The following is a 19,180-nucleotide window of genomic DNA, read 5'->3' on the forward strand; positions in this document are numbered from 1 at the left end:
CCTCGGTCGCGGATCAGCGGGAGCATTGTCTGGTCGTCACTTGTCGTCCTACGGCTGGATGTTCGATTCCAGTTGAGGGATTTCCCCTCCCCGGGTCTTGACGGCGGCTCCAGGCCGCACGCCAGCCGTCGGGAGGAGGGCGCGGGGTTGTCTTTGACCGCGAGTCTGTGCGAGTGTATTCATAAACAAGATCATGGAAGTCCGCTATCTGTGGGCCGTGACTAGACAAGCTCATTCCTTTCGGTGATTGCGTTTCCAGCCAGTAAGTGTGAGATCGGCGCTTGCTTTGACGTCTTGGCTTGGTGTTGAGGAGGGTGGGTCGAATGCTCCAGGGCCGTTGGAGGTCCGTCGTTCTGTCTGCCGGGCGCCACGTCAGCTCGTGTCTCTCGTGCTGCCGCGTCTCGCGGGCATGGGTCAGGAGCGTCCTTGCTTCCGGCATGACACTCCTCGCCATGCCGCTTCTGGGGAGCGACCAGAGTCCCCCGCGTTTGGCCGCGCGGGCCGGCGAGCCAGTGGCGGTCGCCTTTCGCGAAGACCGAGGGCATGTCGCCATCCTCGACATCTCTGGCGATTATGACTTCGTCGCTCCAGACGGTTCCTCGAACTGGGCCTCTCGCGAGGCGGTGGGTAGCGCGTTCTTCGCCGATCACGCCGACGCCTACGACTTCCTGATCGTTGCGGCTGGTTTCCCTGTGGCACTCGGGCCCGGCGACCGGGCGCATCACCTCGGTGTGCGAAACGACATCGAGGGAATCGGTCTGCCGATCTTCGATCAGAGTGACCTCTTCGGAAGCGCGGGCAGATTGCAGAGCTACGTCGATCTCGGAGAGCTTGCGTCGTATCGACTCGATTCGCCCACCACCGAACTCGATCAAGCGCTCCTCATCGCTACTCACGAGCTTCTTCACCGCTGGGCAGCGCGAGTCAGCTTTCGCACGGCGGGTGGAAGCCCCTCTGGAGACCTGGTCACCGGAGAGGGACACTGGAGCTACCTGCTCGCCTCCAATGGATCAGTGCTCTACGGCAACAACTGGCGCGACAACGGAGATGGCACGTTCACGTCGATCGACGCGCTCAAGATCGCCAGCCCGTTGGACCTCTATCTCGCCGGCTTCCTGTCCTCCGACGAGGTTCCGCCGTTCTTCTTGATTCGCAACCCGACGATCGACCCCAAGCGGCCGGCGCGCATCGGCGAGACGGTCAGCGGCACTCGCCTCGACCTGTCGATCGAGGACGTGATCGCCGCCGAAGGCCCTCGAGTGCCCGCTGCCGCTGCGGCTCCGCGAGAGCTCGCGGCAGCGCTCGTCTATCTCGTTCGTCCCGGCGACGAGGTGAGCGAGTCCGATCTGGCGAACCTCGAGCTGCTGCGGCGCGAGCTCATGAAACGCTTCGCGATCCAGACCGCCGGCCGTGGACGACTCGAGATTCACCCTCTCGGTGCCGACGAAGCGACGCCGGGGCTCCCGGTCCCCCTCGATGGCGGAGCGATCCGTCCGGGAGCGATGGTCCTCGCCGACGCCCTGCGCTGGCTAGCCAGCCGCCAAAGTGCGGAGGGCTACTGGCAGGATCGGGAAGGCACGCGATGGCGCGACAGCGCGGCGGTGGCCTCGAGCCTCCTCGCCGCCGGGGGAAGCTTCGACTTGGCTGGCCTTGTCGCCTGGGCTCGTGCCGGCTCGGCCGTGGGCACCGATGCGGGAGCGCACCGTGCGGCGCTGCTTCATCGCCTGGGCGCCGGATCCGAACGGTCAGACCAGCTTGCCCTGATCGGGGCAGCCCAGAGGCCCGATGGCGGATGGGGAGCTTCCCTGAGCTACCGCTTGGATCCGCTCGACACGGTCGTGGCGCTGTCGGCGCGAGATGGCGGTGCCGGCGACGACGCGGCGGTCCAGAGACTGGTGCAGGCTCAGAATCCGGACGGAAGCTGGGGAGGCGCTCCCGGGGGTTCCGGGAGAGTGGAGGTCACAGCTGCCGCGACGCGCCTGCTCCTTGCGCGCGGCAGGACCTCGAGCGCAGAGGCCGGTTTGGGCTGGATCGCCGCGCATCAGAACGCCGATGGTGGTTTTGGTGATTCGCCGAGCACGGCGCACGCCACCGCGGAAGCACTCCTCGTGCTGCGGGCTGCAGGACGAGTCGGTGCGATCGACGAAGAGGCGGCAACCGCCTACCTCTCGAGCCGCCAGAGCGTGGCGGGTAGCTGGGACGGAAGTGTCTTCACGACGGCACGAGTCGTCGAGGCGCTGCGACAGGGTGAGCTCCCGAATGGAGTGTTCTCCGCTTCGCTTTCAGCGGTCCCTGCGAACCCAGCAGAAGGGGAGTCCGTTCTACTCCATGTTCGTCTGCGGAACAGCGGCAGTTTGCCTCTGCCAGCGGGGACAGTGCGGTTCTTCGATGGGCTGCCGGAACAGGGCGGTGTGGCCATCAGCCCGGATCGGGTCGTGCCACCTCTCCCTGCTGGAGGAGAGGTCGACCTCGAGACCAACTGGCTCGCCGACTCGCCCGCGGGACCCCACGTGCTGGTCGCGATCTTCGACCCGGAAGGCTCCATCATCGAGTCAGACGAGTCGGACAATCGGAGCCTGCTGACGCTCGAGGTCGCCACTGCTCCGCCAGGGCCCGATCTCGAGGTTCGCCCGGAGGGAATCTCGTTCTCGCCCTCGTCGCCGAACCTGTTGCCGTCGACCGTCACGGTCACCGTAGCGCTCCGCAATCGCGGCATGACCCCGGTGCCGGCGGTTGCGATCCAGATGTGGAGGGGAGCACCGTCGGACGGCAGCCTGGTAGGAGAGGTCGCCGTTGCGGTGGGTGCCGGGTCGACCGTACCGGTGAGCATCCCGTTCGATGTCACGTCGCCAGGAGCGCATGAGGTCACTCTGATCGCGGACCCCGCCGACCAGGTCGTTGAAGCGCGGGAAGACAACAACCAGGCCAGCGCCCGGGTGACGACGGCGCCAAGCGTGGATCTCGAAGTGCTCGCTTCCCAGATCACCCTGCTCGACCCTCCGTACCCGGGGGCCGACGTGCGCTTCGCGGTGACGCTGCGAAACCGTGGGACGCTCGGTTCGCCGGCATTCACATTGCGCACCGAGGTCGTCCAGGGCAGTACCGCAGAGCTGGTGAGCGAGGATTCGCTGCAGCTTGCAGCGGGCACGGCATCAACCTTGACGATCCCTTGGCGCGTGTCGCGAGGAGGTTCCTTCGATTTTCGTGTGGTGCTGGATCCCTTGGGGTTGGTCCCTGAAGTCGACGAAGGGAACAACTCGGCGAGCCTCCCCTTTCTCGCCGGAGCGCCGAGCACGCCCAACCTGACAATCTCCTACCGCGATCTGCAGTTCACCCCCGAGCCCGCGTTGGAAGGGGCGCCGTTGGATCTGCAGATTCTGTTGCGCAACACCGGTGGAGTCGAGGCGCAGCAGATTGTCGTGCGTGCCTTCGACGGGAACCCTGCGCAAGGGGGAGCTCCGATCGCGACCGTCACCGTGCCGAGCCTTGCCGAAGGAGCATCGACGGCCGTCGACCTCCGGTGGGCCGAAGTGCCGAATGCCGCCGACCGCTTCATCCATCTGGTCGTCGATCCAGACAACGCCATCTCCGAGCTCGACGAGGCTGACAACGAGGCGTTCCGGCGACTAGACGTCTTGAGTCTCCCCGATGCGGCGATCTCGCCGGCCTCGTTGGGGCTCAACCCGCCCTTCCCGGTCCCGGGCCAATCGGCGACGCTGTCAATCGAGATCGCCAATCTCGGTGAACAGGTGCTCGAGGGACTGCGGGCTCGAGCCTTCCTGCGAACCCATGGAGATGACGAGGTCCCGCTCGTGCCGGACGCGCACTTTGCACCCGTCGGGGGCGGCCGGAGTGGGACGGCGCAGGTCGAGCTTTCGTTCGATGGTTCGGTGGCAAGTGGCGAGCTGGTCGTTCGAGTCGACCCGGACGCACAGATCCGCGAAGGCAACGAAGGCAACAACCAAGCAGCACTTCCTCTAGCCGTCCAGGATGCCGACGCCTACATGTCCGAACGGTTCTTTTCACCGAACTCCGATGGAATCAAGGACACGACGGTGTTCTCCTTCCGGCTGGATCCTGCCGCATCCGTTGCGGTCGAGATTCTCGACCGCTGGGGTCAGACCGTGTGGCGGGAGAGTCGCCCCGAGTGGAGCGCGACGACCGGGGGTAGCTTCGTTTGGTCCGGGATGACGAGTCTCGGACGATTGGCTAGGGACGGTGACTACGAGGTAAGGGCCGTCGCAGGCGATGGATCCGTGCTCGCGCGAGCGGTGACCACGCTCGACACCAACCGCAGCTCGATGGTAGAGGCCTCGGGGACACCCTATGAGGCGATCGAGAATCTGACCTGCTCCACTCCGCGACCGGACGAGCTCCAGCTGACCGCCGACGAGCGCTGGGCCTATTTCCTCTTCCGGCTGCCGGCGGGTGGTGTTTCGACGGGCATCTACCGGGCCCCGGGAAACGGCGGGAGCCTTCAGCCAGTGGTTGGACCGGACTGGTTTGCTCCGCACGCCATTGGTGACTTGCCTGACGAGCCAAGCGAGATGAACGTCTCGGCGAGTGGAGCCCTTGTCGCGTTCACGCAGTCCGCATGTCTCTGCGGCGATTGTCGGCACTGCGGGGGAAACGGGACTCGAGGTGTCTTTCTTGCGAACGCCAGCGGTACGCAGCTCGCTGAGCTGCCGCTCGGGAGCGACTCGCGAGTTCTTGGGTTCTTCGATGGGGACCGCAAGCTCCTTGCGCAGGAACGTGCGCCCGAGACCCTCGTCGCGATCGCGACCTCCGATCCTTCCCTCAAGGTACCCGTGTTCGCTTCTCCGGCACCCATCACGCGAACGACCTTCTCGCCCGATCGGCGGAGGGTGCTCGTCGAGACCCTCGGCGACGCCGCGCAACGTCAGTTCGTGGTGAATCTGGAGACAGGATCTGCCCTTGAGCTTCCCTTGGAACCCATCGATTGGGTCGCGCCGGTATGGAGCGACGACGGATCACTCTTGGCGCTGAGGGACGCGACGACCGGAGAAGTCGCGATCTTCGCGAGCAATGGCGAACTCCTCCAGCGTCTCTCGATTCCTCTGAGCCCCATCGCCGGAGGCTCCACCGACGCCGCGATCCCGCTCGGGTTCTCGACCTGGAACGACGAGCTTGCGATCCGGGTTTCCCGCTTGGCGAACTGCGAAATGTGGGAGGAGTTTTTCGTCGTCGATCTGCAGTCGACGGCGGCAAGGAGCCTCGGATCGTCGCCGGCGCGATGCCATTGCTGCTCCTTCGCTGTGAGCGCCGCGAGGGAGCAAGGGTGGGAGGAGATCGGCAGGCTGCACTTCTCCAGGCGATTCGACGAGGAGTCGCTCGATCTGCCGTCCTGGATCGGGCAGGAGCAGGGGTCGATTCGCTTGCGCATCCGTAACCTCGCGGCGAGCGAGGCGCAGATCGAGAGCCTTCAGCTCTCGGCGGCAGGCGAACGCCTCTCGCTGGTCTCCGCCATCGAAACGGAGAATGGCCAGGAGACCAAAGCGGCGATCGAGAGCCACGATGGCCGGCTGTTCGAGGCGACCGGACGCGAGATCGAGGCCGCATGGAGGGGGGGGAGATTCGGTCCGCTCCGCCTCTCGCTCACGGCCAGAGAAGACGGGGCGATCCCCGGTGTCCCCGCTGCCGAGACGAGGCGGACGCTCTCAGGGCGGAACGAACCATCGGCGCCCTTTGAGTGGGGCCTTGGAGGCGGACCGTGGGTGCCCAACGACCGGGCGGTGCTCACGGCGAGCAGCCTCTACGCCAAGCCGCTCCATGCCTTCGGGCTTGATCCCGGCGCAAGCCCCGTCGAATTGCTGGCCGACTGGACCCATCTCGAGAATGTGCGGCTCTCGCCCACTCGGCGCCGCCTGCTCTTCGAGTCCGAGGACCCCGGGCTCGATCCGGAAAGCGCGTGCTTTGGGACCGGGCCAGACTTGCTGGCAGTGAAGAACTGGCTCAACCTCGGTACCGAGCTGACCGCGCGTCGTGTGCCTGGAGTCGGCGGTGTATTGCTCGAGGGCGTTGCGGCCGACCGAAGCTTCGAGCGGTTCCGACTCGAGTACGCGCTCGAGGCGCCGTCGCCGGTCTGGCTTCCCATCGCCCCACCCTCGGCCCATCAGGAGTTCGGTGGGGAGATTCAGAGTTGGATCCCGCCGGGCCCCGGGGTGTTCCGCGTGCGCCTGGTCGCCGAGGACAAAGCCGGGAATACACGTGTGGCCTCAGCCCGGGTCTTCTCCTCGGATACGCCTGTTTTGACGGACCTCGACGTGTCGCCGGAGGTCTTCTCTCCGAACGGCGACGGAGCCCTCGACCAGGCGGTGGTCAGCTATCGGGTGCTCGAACCCGCCAATCTCGAGTTTCAGTTCCTCGATGCCCGCGGCTCCGCAGTGCGGACCTTCTCGCGCAGTCATGCCATTCCTGGCGAATTCTCTTTCGTCTGGGACGGCCGGGACGACGCCGGAACGCGTGTCGTGGATGGCCGCTACCGGTTGCGCGTGCTCGACTTCCAACAGGGGGTCGAAGTGGATACGCGGGCGCCGAGCGCCTCGCTCTCCCTTGTCGCGATGAGTCCCTCCTGTCGCCCGGATGGACTCGCGCCGGGAGGAAGGCACCTAGAGCTCTGGTATTCCCTTGAGCGATCGGCCGACGACGATGGAGATCCAGCAACTGTCGACGACCTGGAGGTGCATCTGGAGCGAGGCCTCGGGCAGACCCCGGCGATCTGGGAACCGATCGACCTGAGGTCCGTGTCGCTCGATGAAGAGCAGGCCTATCGCTTCCGGCTCATCGCGATCGACCGCGCCGGGAACCGGACTTCGGTGTCAGCGGCCGGTCCTGAGCCGAGGGTCATTCTGGGCGCAGCAAGCGGACAGCCGAGCGGGCAACTGATCGGTCCACCGGGAGCGACGCAGTGCGACACCTTCGACGTTCCAGAGAATGGACTTCTTCGGCTCGAGGCTCTGAACGCCTGGCCAACGTCGCTGGTCTCGGCCGAGGTACGAGTGCCGCCTTCCGGAGAGTGTACGGGAGGCCTCGGGGCGGTGTTCCCCGTCCTGGCGACCTATCAAGTCGGTGCCTCGCTTCCATGGGGCTTTCCTCTCCCGGACCTTGGATTCGAGGTGCTCATCAATGCGAGCGGCCTCTCTCCTGGCCGGCACGTCGTCTGTCTCCGAGGCCTCGACTCAAGTGGCGCCGCTTGGGAGGCCGAGTCTCGAATCGCCGTTCGCGGGGCTGCGGGTACAGCTTCGCTGAAGCTGTCGGGCGCCTTCTCCGAAGATGTCGTTCGAACTGGCCTGGATGGAGAGAACGAAGCCATCTCGAGGCTCTACCGACAGGCGATCAGTGCTGAGGCCATTGAGGAGGGAGATGCGCTCTTCTTGCTCGGCACGGTAGTCGGCAGCGAGGAGGTCGAAGGGCTGAGCCTTCAGGTATCGAGCTCCGCGGATCTGCGCTATACCCCGCCAGTTCGGCTGGCGCCAGTGTTCGGTGTCGGCCGCGAGTATCTGTTCCGTGTGGAGGCGTGGACGCCTTGCGCCGAGTATCTCGTGCGATTCGAGGGATGGCGGGTTGGCGGCGATGGAACGCGCCTTCCCTTGACGACCGGACCGCTGCCATTCCAGGGCCCTTGTTTCAGCGTCGAGGCGTGGTCGTTCCCCGAATGGGCGGCCGAATGCGGCGGAAGCCCTGGAGGAGGGATCCTCTTCGAGTCCGTAGCGAGAAACTACCGAGGCGATCGCGAGATCCTGCTGCTGACGCTGGGACGTCTTCTGGAGGACGGCTCCGAGGAGCTTTGGACGAGCGTGAATCGCCCAATTCCGGGAGCCACCTACCGCTATCGACTGGATTCATCCGGATTCTCCGAGGGCAGCTATCGCTACCGTGCGCGTGTTGTCAATTCGAGTGGCGAACAGCGATCGTGGTTGGGGAGTTTCGTGGTCGACCGAACGCCGCCGACAGCGGAAATCCTGTATCCGTTGGAAGGGCAGCCTCTTTGTGCGAAGAGCTTCCGCGTCGATCACTCCTTGAGCGATGCGGGAGGATTGCAGTACGCCCTCTCATCCCCTGAGTTCGCTGGCCCACCGGCGCCGCTGCCCGCCCATTTCAACGAGTTCTCCGGTGGGCTGCTCCGCTCGGGTGCTGTGCCGTACCTGTGCACCGCGGGCTGTGGTCGGTTGCCCATGCCTCCGGCGTGCTCTGGTGAGGAAGTGAGTCGCCTGGATCGCGCTTGGGAGTCTCCCCGGAATCGTCGAGGCAACTCGGCAGGATCAGCGTGCACGCCGAGGTACCAATCTCCGGACGGACCAGTTCAATCGGTGATGCAGACCTGGAGAAGCGAGTTCCCGATTGACGGCCTCGTCGCGATGAGGCTCGAGGCGGTCGACTGGGGAGGATTCCGCGTCTGTCGCGAGAGAACAGTCGAGGTGGACGGTCGACCTGATGGCGTCGTCTCGCTATCAGGTCCGAGTCCCTTCTCCCCGAACGGGGACGGGGTCTTCGACGCCACGGAGCTGACGCTGGATGCGGGAGAGAGCCTCACCGCGAACTTGAGCCTGTACAAGGCGAGCCTTGGTCCCGGTGGATGGGAGCTCTCGGGGCCGGAGCTTCGGCGGTTGCTCGAGGGGCACCTCGTGCTGGACCAGCTCGTCGTCGAGTGGAACGGACTGGATGCGCGCGGCACGGTCGTGTCTGACGGCACCTATGCAATCGCCGTCGACGTGCTCGACGGCTGTACCAACGCCGGTCGCAAGATCGTGCCGGTGACCGTCGACAACACGTCTCCCGCCGCTGACCTGCTCTATCCGCGTTCCGGGGAACCGCTCCCGATGCTGGTCAACGTGCGTGCTCGAACCGAAGACGAACACTTCCTTCGCTACCAGCTCTTCGTCGGAGTTGGTGCCGCGCCGACGACTTGGGAGCTCGTGGCGGCGGGCTCATCCTCAAGCCCTGACCAGATCCTCGGAACCTGGAACACGTATGGGTTGTCGGGCACGTACACCCTGCGTCTCGAGACCGAGGACTCGGCCGGCAACCGCGCTGAGGACCGGGAGACACTTCTCGTCGATTCGCCCTACCGCATTCTCTCGTACGTCGAAGTCGTGCCGGGCCTCTTCTCGCCGAACGGCGATGGTCGACGCGAGCTCACATCGCTGCGCATCGGTGTCGAGGTGCCGGCTGGCCTCACGGTCGTGATCCAGGACCTCGGAGGAACGGTCCTGCGCCGGGTGGTCGTCGGCCAAGGCGTCGCTGCCGGTGCGCTCACGCTCGGCTGGGATGGCAATGACGACCTCGGTCAGGAAGTTCCCGACGGGGAGTATCGCGTCGTCGTGCACGCTGTCCTCTCCTCGAATCCGAACGTGACGCAGGATGAGGCCGTGCCTCTGTCCGTTGATCGTCAGGCACCGGATGTGACGATCCGTCGACCGGAAAGTGGCTTCGTCGCGGGCTCCGGCCCGGTGATCGGATCGATCGTCGATCGATTCTTGACTTCCTATTCAGTGGAGCTCGCTTCGGGTGTCCCGCTTGGCCCGTGGAGCATCCTCGAAACGGGATCCGCGAGCCGAGTCGACGCGCCGCTCGGGAGCCTCGACGGCCTCCCGGAAGGTCCCCATGCCCTCCGCGTTCGGGCAGAAGACGCAGCGGAGAACCGGATCGAACAAGTCCTCCCATTCATTGTCGACAACACTCCTCCGCAGCTCGCGATCACGGCGCCGGCGGTCGGTGCGATCGTCGGGAGGGCCGGAGACCCAATCGCCATCGTCGGTGGAGTCGTCGAGGAACACCTCGCTGCATGGCGGCTCGAGGTCGGTGTGGGCGCCTCTCCTTCGAGCTGGATGCCACTCACTTCGGGCTCCGAGCTGCCGCTCGAGCCGACGCTCGTCGTCTGGGCGGTCGCCGGGCTCGCCGACGGGCTGTACACGCTTCGGCTCTCCGCCACGGACCAAGCTTCTCTTTCGAGTGAGACGAGGCTCGTCGTCACGGTCGACAACACCCCTCCGGGTGCTGCGATCCTCACGCCGCGAGCGGGGGACTACGTCAGGGGTGCCACGCCAGTCGTCGGATCGGCAACCGACGCTCACTTCGTCCAACGCATGCTGAGCGTCGCGCCCGAAGGGTCGCTGGCCTTCAATGAGATCGGGCGCTCGACCACGCCGGTCGATGACGGCAACCTCGCGATCTGGACAGCGCTGCCGCCTGACGGCCGCTACCTCCTCCGGCTCGAGGTCACCGACGCGGCCGACAATCGAGCTCGCGTCGAGCTGCCCGTCGAGGTCGACACCCATCCGCCGTCGGCGCCGACGCTTCGCGCCAGCCTCGAGGGTGGACGAGACGCACGCCTCCATTGGACGGCAAGCCCCGAGCCCGACGTCGTCGGCTACGAGCTCTTCCGCGACGGAGTGAAGATCCCGGGAGATCCGCTCACCGCGACCACGGCTCTCGACACAGGCCTCGGCGACGGGCGCCATGTCTATGTTGTGCGAGCGGTGGACCGAGCGGGCTGGCGGAGCGGGCCCTCGAACGAGGCGCTCGTCGAGGTGGATCGGACACCTCCGTTGGCACGGATCCTCGAGCCGGCGGCCGGGGCGAGGGTGTCTGGAGTGCTCGAGGTTCGTGGTACTGCCTGGAGCGCCGGAGACCTGCGGGAATGGCGGCTCTCGGTCGTGCCTCTCCTTGGAGGGACAGCGACGCTCCTTGCGCGGTCGACTCTGCCCGTCGAAGCCGATCGGTTGGCCGACTGGGCGACCGCAACGCTAGAAGAGGGAAGCTCTCATCGCCTGCGGCTCGAGGCCGAGGACGTCGCGGGGAACGTCGGCGCCGACGAAGTCGTGGTGACGATCGACAACCTCCCGCCGGCACCGCCGACGGGTCTCGCGGCAATTGTTCCTGGCGGGTCGGCCGATGTGGCCGTCACCTGGAACGCCAACAGCGAGGCAGACCTCGAGGGCTACCTGCTCTATCGCGACGGTGCCCTGGTGAACGCCGGCGGAGGACCGGCCGGAGATCCCCGTACCTTCGTCATTCGGACCAGTTCCTATTCCGACCGCCAGCGTCCCGACGGCACCTACACCTACATCGTGCTCGCGATGGACCAGGCGGGGAACCTCTCCGGGCCGTCGAGCCCGGCCGAGGCGACCGTATCGCGTCAGGCGCCACATGCCGTCATCGTCGCGCCGGAGGACGGGGCGTCGATCGGTGAAGCGACGGTGGTTCGTGCGACCACCTCCGACCAGGATGTCGCCGAGGTGCGCTTCCGATTCCGCGCCGTGGGGGTGGAGGACTGGACCGACCTCGGGAACCCCGACTCCGTGGCTCCCTGGGAGGCGGCCTTTACGCCCGAGAGCTTCGTTCCGCCGCTTCCCTTCGGAGACTACGAGCTCGAGGCGGTGGCAACGGACCTCGGCGGGCTGGTTGATCCCGGACCGTCGCAGATCACGGTGACCTACGCCGATCTCGGAGCTCCGGCTGCTCCGCTCGAGCTTCGAGCCGCTGTAGACGGAGGTGAGGTCTCGCTGCAGTGGCAGGCCTCGACCGAGCCCGATTTGCGCGGCTACTTCGTTGAACGCCATCTCCAGGCGAGTGAGGACTGGATCCGACTCTCGCCCGATCCCGTTGTGACGACGGTCCTCGTCGATTCAAACGTTGCAGATGGCGACTACGACTATCGAGTCGTCGCGGTGGATCAGAGCGGGAACCTCTCGTTGCCGTCAAACGCGGTGCCAGCCGTCGTCTATACCCCGCGGCTGCGGCAGCCCTACACGCCGACCGAGCTGCGGACGACGATCCTCGCCGGTCGCGGCCGAATCGCTGCGACGATCGAGGGCACTCTGACGAACGGCGCCGGCACCGGACCGCTGCCCGCGATCGCCACGGGTGCGGACGCGACCTTCTCCCTGCCGGACATCCCTCTTGCTATCGGAGACAACACCTTCAGCCTGCGGCTCGTCGACGGCGGCGGTAATCGCAGCAAGGCCGCGACAGTCATCGTGCGAAGCGGCGACCGTCCCGCTGCGCCGGGCGGCGTGGCGGGTGTTGCCGGTCCGGGGGAGCATGACGTCAGCCTTACCTGGAACGCCAATTCCGAGCCCGACCTCCTTGGCTACCGCTTGGTGCGCGACGGGAATCGGCTGCCAGCTGTCGAGTCGGTCGCCTATCAATCGGCCAGTGCGTCGTCGAGCGAGGGCGCAGCGGTTCCGGAGTATGCGATTGACGCCGATCCCGGGAGCTACTGGGCCCCGGCTGGGCAGGAACCCTCAGGGGTCGCCGGGCAGTGGCTCGAAGTGACGTGGAGCGAGCCGCGCATCGTCGAGCGGGCGTCGCTGCGCTGGCTCGCGGGCGCACCCATCCCGTTCGGAGCCGCCGACTTCGACTTGTTCGGCTGGGATGGACGCGCCTGGGTGCCGCTTGTCGAGGTTCGGGGCAACGCCCTCGAGGTCACGGAGCTTCGGTTGCCCCGTGCCTATCGCACCGACCGACTGCGGGTGGATCTGCTCGCGCCGATCGCCCAGCCCGATGGATCGTCTTGGGTCGGCCTGAGCGAGGTCGCCGTGGAGGTGATGCCGACGATCGCTCAACCGAGCTTCACCGAGGTGGTGGCGGACGGGCTGCACGCCTATGCGGTGACGGCCTGGAATCTCCTCGGCTTCGAAAGCGACCCGTCGGCTTCGGCGTCCGTGCCGATCGGAGACGTCGAGCCGCCGCCGCCGGTCATCCTCTCCGCGACGGTCCATGGCTCCGACGTCCATCTGACTTGGACGCCGAGCACGGCTCCGGATGTCGCTCGCTACGATCTGTATCGGAACGGAGCCAAGCTCGTCGAGCACGTCGACCTCGATCTGCTCGTGGAGGTCGATGTGGCACGCCCGAATGGGACTTACACCTACGAGGTGCGGCCGATCGACGCGGTGGGGAACCTCGGGGCGTTCTCCAATGCCGTGGTCGTCGTGGTGAATGTCGTGGCCCCTGCGGCACCGCTCGATCTGATGGTCACGGAGGTGGCCGAAGGTCGTGCCCTGGACCTGAGGTGGTCGCCGCCGGCCGGTGGTCCGCCTCCAGGCTATCGGCTGTACCGGGGCGTGGCCTCCGGTGGTCCTTTCGAGGCGGTCGCGGTGACCTCCGAAACCACCCGTCGGGACCTCGGGTTGGTCAACGGAACGACCTACTTCTACCGGGTCGTTGCACTCGATGTCGCAGGCAACGAGAGCCTGCCGTCCAACGAAGCCAGCGGAACTCCGCACGACCACGTCGTCGAAGCGCCGATTCTGCTCTTCCCGACCGTCGCCGGACGTTCCTTGATCTGGGCTTCGCCGATCGCCTCGGTAGCCGGCCTCGCCGAGCCCGATTCGTCGGTGGCCCTGTTCCGAGACGGCCAGTGGGTTGGTGCGGCGCGCGCGACGGCGGCGGAGACAGACGTGCCGGCCGGTCCGGGGGTCGGCATGCGCCTCCACCTGGCGCCGGATGGCCGCCGGTGGATCCGCACCGACGAGGTCGGAGTGGCTCACTTGGAAAACGAATCCGGGCTCGATGTCGAGCTGCCGGACGGTGGAGCGCGCTGGACGTGGAGCGGCAGTTCCCTCTGGATCCACGGCCCAGACGGCAGCGTCGCTCTCGAGCTCGACGCCGAGGGAAGGCTGGTGCGCTCGCTGACCCTTCCCGGATGGTTCGAGGATCTGGCCGCGAGCCCCGACGGTCGCGAGCTGGCAATAGCGGGAGACCTCGGCGAAGGGACCGGCCTCTATGCCTATGACCTCGCATCCGGCCTCGCCCGCTCGCTCCTGGAATTCTCCTGGTCGGCGCACGATCCGGATCACCTCCAATGGTCACCGGATGGTCGGCACCTGGCCGCTCTCCTGCCGAACGCCGCCGGCACGGCGCGCTTGGTAACGATCGATCTGTCCTCGACGAGCCCAGCGGTAGACGAACTGGACAGCCAGGCGTTTCTCGACGCGCCGAGCTGGTCGTCCGATGGCGAGCGGCTCTTCTGGTCGGCCGACGTTTCCGGCATTCCGCAGGTTCGGTCCTGGGCTGTCACGAGCCAGACGGTGACCCAAGTCACCAACGCTCCCGACGGAAGACGCGACCCGCAGGTGTCGCCGGTCGGCGATCGACTCGCCGTGCTTGGGCCTGACGGCAGTCTCTCGATCATCGAGCTGGCGACGGGCACCGAGCGCGTCGTTCACGACTTCGGCCGGCCGGGCGAGGGTGCCCTCGAGTGGTCGCGGAGCGGCGTGCTCGCCGCGACGTTCGACGGCGAGGTCCGGCGATACGCTCCCGCCGGGTGGTTCCGCCATCCGGGCTTGGCCCTGCATTCCGGCGTCAATCGACTCACGGCGCGCGCCACCGACCCGTCGGGCAATCTGTCAGTCGCATCGCAGCCGATCGAGCTCGAGCTTCTGGCGGACGCGGCACCCGATCTGTCGATTCGCTCGGAGGAGGTCGTCGTCTGGCCGCAGTCGCCGGTGGCGGGCTCGCTCGCCAGAGTATCGGTGACCGTGCGAAACCTCGCTGCCGTTTCCTCCCCGGCCTCGTGGCTCGATGTGGTGGCCAGCGGCTCGCACGGCCTGCGGATCGTTCTCGCCGAAGGCCTCGCCTTGGAGGCGCTCGCTCCTGGCGCGGCAACGACGCGTTCCTTCGATCTGCAAGTGCCGGTGGCTGGCGGGACCTTGGTCGTCGCTGCCGTCGTCGATTCGTCGAATCAGGTGGCGGAGCTCGACGAGTCGAACAATCGAGGGGAGCGCAGCTTCCTCGCGGGAAGCCTCGCGGGCCCGGCGGTCGCCATCGCCACCGACCAGACGACCTACGCGGCCGGCGAGTCGGTGCAGATCGCCGTGGACCTCTCGAACGCCGGACCGACCTGGAACGGTCGCCTCGTCGTCACGCTCGAAGACGAGCTTGGTTTCGTCGTCAACGAGCTTCTGGATCTGCCCATCGTCGACCTGCCGTACGCCGGGACGAGTCATCGGGCGTTGGTCTGGCCGAGCGGGCAGACCTTCGCTGGGGGCTACCAAGTCAGGGCCGCGCTGCGCGACCTGGCGCAGGTGCCGGTGACGGAAGATGTCGCGGCCTTCACGCTGGGCGAAGCGATGCAACTCAGCGCCGCCGTGGAGACCGACCGCACCGCCTACCTGGTGGGGTCGCCGGTCTCCCTTGTGGCGCGAGTCCGGTATGTCGCGGGAAACGCGCTGCTCTCCGGGCTCGTCGCTCGGCTCGTCGTCGAGTCGGCCGACGGTGTGGTGCACGGTGAGTGGCAGACGACGCTGGGCGACCTCCTCCCCGGAGACTCGGCGAGCGTTCGCCGGACTTGGTCATCGAGCGCTGGATCGGTCGGGCCCTACCGCGCCCGGGTCGAGGTTCAGCGGGCGGATGCCGCCGAGGTTTCGGCATTGTCCCCGTTCGAGCTCCTTGCGGCACCGCCGAGCTTCGACGGTTCTCTTTCCTTGGACACCGGTTCCCCAGCGTTCGGCGATCCGCTCCTTGCGACTTGGTCGGTGCATCAACAGAGCGGGGCGGCGACGACGAGCGCTTTGACCTCCCTGACGGTCGTGGATGCCGCGACCGGGGAGAGTCTCGTCGTTCGTCAGACGCCGGTGAGTCTCTCTTCCGGGGCACGGGTGAGCGGCGTCGAGAGCCTGGCGACCGATGAGCTCGGGTCGAAGACCTACCTCGTAGTGCTTGCTCTCGATTCCGACGGGCTCGCGGGTCCGCAGCCGGCGGTGACTCTCGCCGTCGCGAGCTTCTCCCCCGTCGACCGGACCCCTCCGCTGCTCACCGTGGTGCGGCCGACTGCCGGAGGGCTCCTCGGAGGGCTGCTCGAGGTGGCGGCCACGGCGGTCGATCAGCGGTCAACCATCGACCGCGTCGAGGCCGCGATCGACGGCGCGACATGGCGAGAGCTCTCGCTGCTCGCTGCGACGTCCGGCCTCTTCGGGCGACCCTGGGAGGCTCTGGCCGAAGGCGAGCACTCGCTGATCGTGAGGGCCGCTGACGCAGCAGGGAACGCCACGACCTCGCTGCCGATCGCCTTCACGGTCGACACGACCCCTCCCGCGATCCAGGTCGACGGCGTTGCCGATGGCGGCAGCTATCCGCCGCCGGTGGTGCCGGTCATCTCGATCCAGGATGTCCATCTCGGGTGGAGCGCGACGGCGCTCGATAGCCACGCCTTCATCTCCGGAACCGCGGTCGCCACGGCGGGGATTCATGTGTTGCACGTCGTGGCGGAGGATGCGGCCGGGAATCGGTCCACGGCGAGCGTCTCGTTCTCGATCGGCGGCGGAACGGAGCCGGCCCTGACCGCGGCCAAGACCTGGAGCCTGGGTTCGGATGCCGATGGCGATGGGAGGCCCAGTCCCGGCGACACGATCCTCTTCGAGGTTGTCGTCGCCTCGCAGGGAACCGCACCGGCCACGGGGATGACCTTCCTGGACCCGGTGCCGCAGCACACGACGCTGGTTGCAGGGTCCGTGACGACCACGGTGGGAGCCGTCACGGCGATCGATCCGATCACGGTTTCGCTCGGGGCCTTGGCTCCGGGAGAGAGCGCAACGGTCCGCTTCTCCGTCCGGATCGACTCGCCGCTAGCGGCCGGCGTGAATCGCCTCGTCAACCAGGGTTCAGTTTCGTCGATCGAGCTTCCGGCGATCCTGACCGACGATCCCGCCGTCGGCGGAGCCGTCGACCCAACGGCCGTTCCGGTCTCGGCGGCGCCGCGGCTCTTGCTCGAGAAGAGCGATGCCCTGGCCGTCGATGCGGACGGTGACGGCGTCGCGTCGCCGGGCGACACCTTGAGCTACACCCTGCTCCTTCGCAACCTCGGCAACACGGCAGCGACCGGCCTCGCCGTCGTCGATCCGATTCCCAGCCACACCGTTCTCGTTGCCGGCTCGGTGACGACGGATCGGGGGGCAATCACCGGTGTGGACCCGGTGACGGTCGCGATCGAGTCCCTGCCGGCAGGAGAGGTCGCGGCGATCCGTTTCGCCGTGCAGGTCGTGCGACCTCTACCACCCGGTGTGGTGGAAACTGCCAACCAGGGGACGGCGACATCGATCGAGCTCGCGCCCGTGGTGTCGGACGATCCCGAGACGGCGGAAACGGAAGATCCGACGATCACCACGGTGTCGGCTCGCCCGGATCTCCATCTCGGCAAGTCCGATCTCCTGGTGGGTGACGCGGACGGCGATGGGTTCGCGTCGCCAGGTGACGAGCTGCTCTATGTGGTGTCGTTGACGAACTCCGGCAATACCGCCGCTACGGCGGTGGTGGTGACCGATTCGCTGCCGCAGGAGACGACGCTCGTTCCGGGGTCGCTGCAAGTCTCTGGGGGAATGGTGACGGCGGTAGAGCCACTGACCCTCGAGTCGCCGGAGCTTGCCGTGGGAGCCGAGCTCTCGGCGAGCTTCCGCGTGCGGATCGCCGACCCGTTCCCGCTCGACCGGCTCGAGATCGCCAATCAGGCTTTTGCTGTTGCCCAAGGCGTGGCAGAGCTGCCGAGCGACGATCCGGACAGTGCTGCGACCGCCGACCCGACCCGCACGGAGATCCGGATCACGCCGGCCCTCGCTGCTGAGAGCCGGGTCGCGGGCGAGAGTGAGCCCACGGTCGTAGTCAGCGTTTCGCTCTCGCGTCCGTCCAATCGGCCGACCACCGTGAGCTTTGCGACGCGCGACGGCTCGGCCACGGCTGGCCTGGACTACTTCGCGGTCTCCGGACGTCTGACGATCCCGTCCGGAGAGCTCAGCGGCGCCATCGCCATCCCGCTCGTCAGCGACCTCCTGGTAGAAGGAGACGAGACCTTCGAGCTCGTTCTGTCGGCGCCCGAGAACGGGACACTCGCGGAGCCTCGGGCCACCATCACCATTCGTGACGACGACACGATGAGCGTCGCCACCATCGAGGACGCCACGGTCGACGAGGGGGAGACGGCGCAAGTGCATGTGCGGCTGACTCCGCCCCCCGCTGTCGACGTGAGCTTCGACTTCGCCACGGTCGGAGGCAGCGCGACGGAGGGTGTCGACTACCTGAGCACCCTCGGGACGCGAGTGGTGACGGCAGGAACGAGTGAGGTCGTCCTTTCGGTCGCGACGATCGAGGACGCTCTCGACGAGCCGGCCGAGACCTTCACCGTTCGGTTGAGCTCCGTGCAGGGAGCCGCCCTCGGCGACGGTGAATCCTCCGTGACTCTGGTCGATGACGATGGACCCCCTGCTCTTGCGGCTGCCAAGCGCGTCTCTCTGGCTCTCGACACGAACGGCGACGGCGCGGCCAATCCGGGCGAACGTTTGCGATACCAGGTGACGATCGCTGCGCTCGGCGGCAGTCAGCTGTCGTCGGTTCGGTTCGACGATGCGGCGCCCGATGCCACGACCGTGGTCCCCGGCTCGGTGACGACCACGGCCGGCTCGATCCTCGCCGAGAGTCCCGTGCAGGTGGCGGTCGGAACGCTCGCTCCGGGAGCGTCGGCCGAGATCTCCTTCGAGGTCGCCATCGCCGGTTCGGTGCCGGCCGGGACCTCGCAGATCTCGAACCAAGGTCGTGTGGAGAGCGCGGAGCTCCCGATGGTGCTGACCGACGATCCCACTCGTCCAGGGAGCACCGATCCCACCGTGATCCCACTCGTCGGTCTCCCTGAGCTCGACGCGTCGAAGACCGATCGCTTTCCCGATTCGCCCGGAGCCCCTGGGGCTTCCGCAGGAGAGATCATCGAGTACTCCGTCGGACTGATGAATCGAGGGGGCGGCCCGGCCCACGCGGTCCGCTTCGAGGATGGCATCCCGTCCCACGCCCGGCTCGTGTCGGGTTCACTCTGGAGCTCACAAGGTGCGGTGAGCGAAGGAGATCCGATTCGCGTCGACGTTGGCGACGTCGGATCCGGGGTCTCGGTCGAGATCCGTTTCCGCGTGCGCGTCGATCCGGCTCTCGATCCTTCCGTTGGCGAGATCGTCAACCAGGGTTGGTTCCGCTGGGGAACCGAGGCGGTCGCTACCGACGATCCGGACCGACCCGGCAGCGTCGATCCGACATCGACGCCCATCGTGCCGGCCTCGGTCCTCGAGATTCCAACGCTGAACGCCATCGGCGCCGCCGCCTTCTCGCTGCTGCTGGTGTTCGCGGCTCTCGCCGTCTCGCGCCGCACGCGGCATGGGGGCATCCGATGATCAGGTGTCGG

General features: G+C 67.0%; 1 protein-coding gene. It reads left to right on the plus strand.

Going from position 1 to position 19,180, the window contains the following annotated elements; genetic code table 11:
* Positions 1-437 precede the first annotated feature (437 nt).
* Positions 438-19,169, plus strand: coding sequence for a DUF11 domain-containing protein (locus IPJ17_07015; protein QQR75320.1), 18,732 nt, complete (start codon positions 438-440; stop codon positions 19,167-19,169).
* Positions 19,170-19,180: the final 11 nt, after the last annotated feature.

The organism is Holophagales bacterium, assembly GCA_016699405.1.
Taxonomy (GTDB): Bacteria; Acidobacteriota; Thermoanaerobaculia; order Multivoradales; family JAGPDF01; genus JAAYLR01.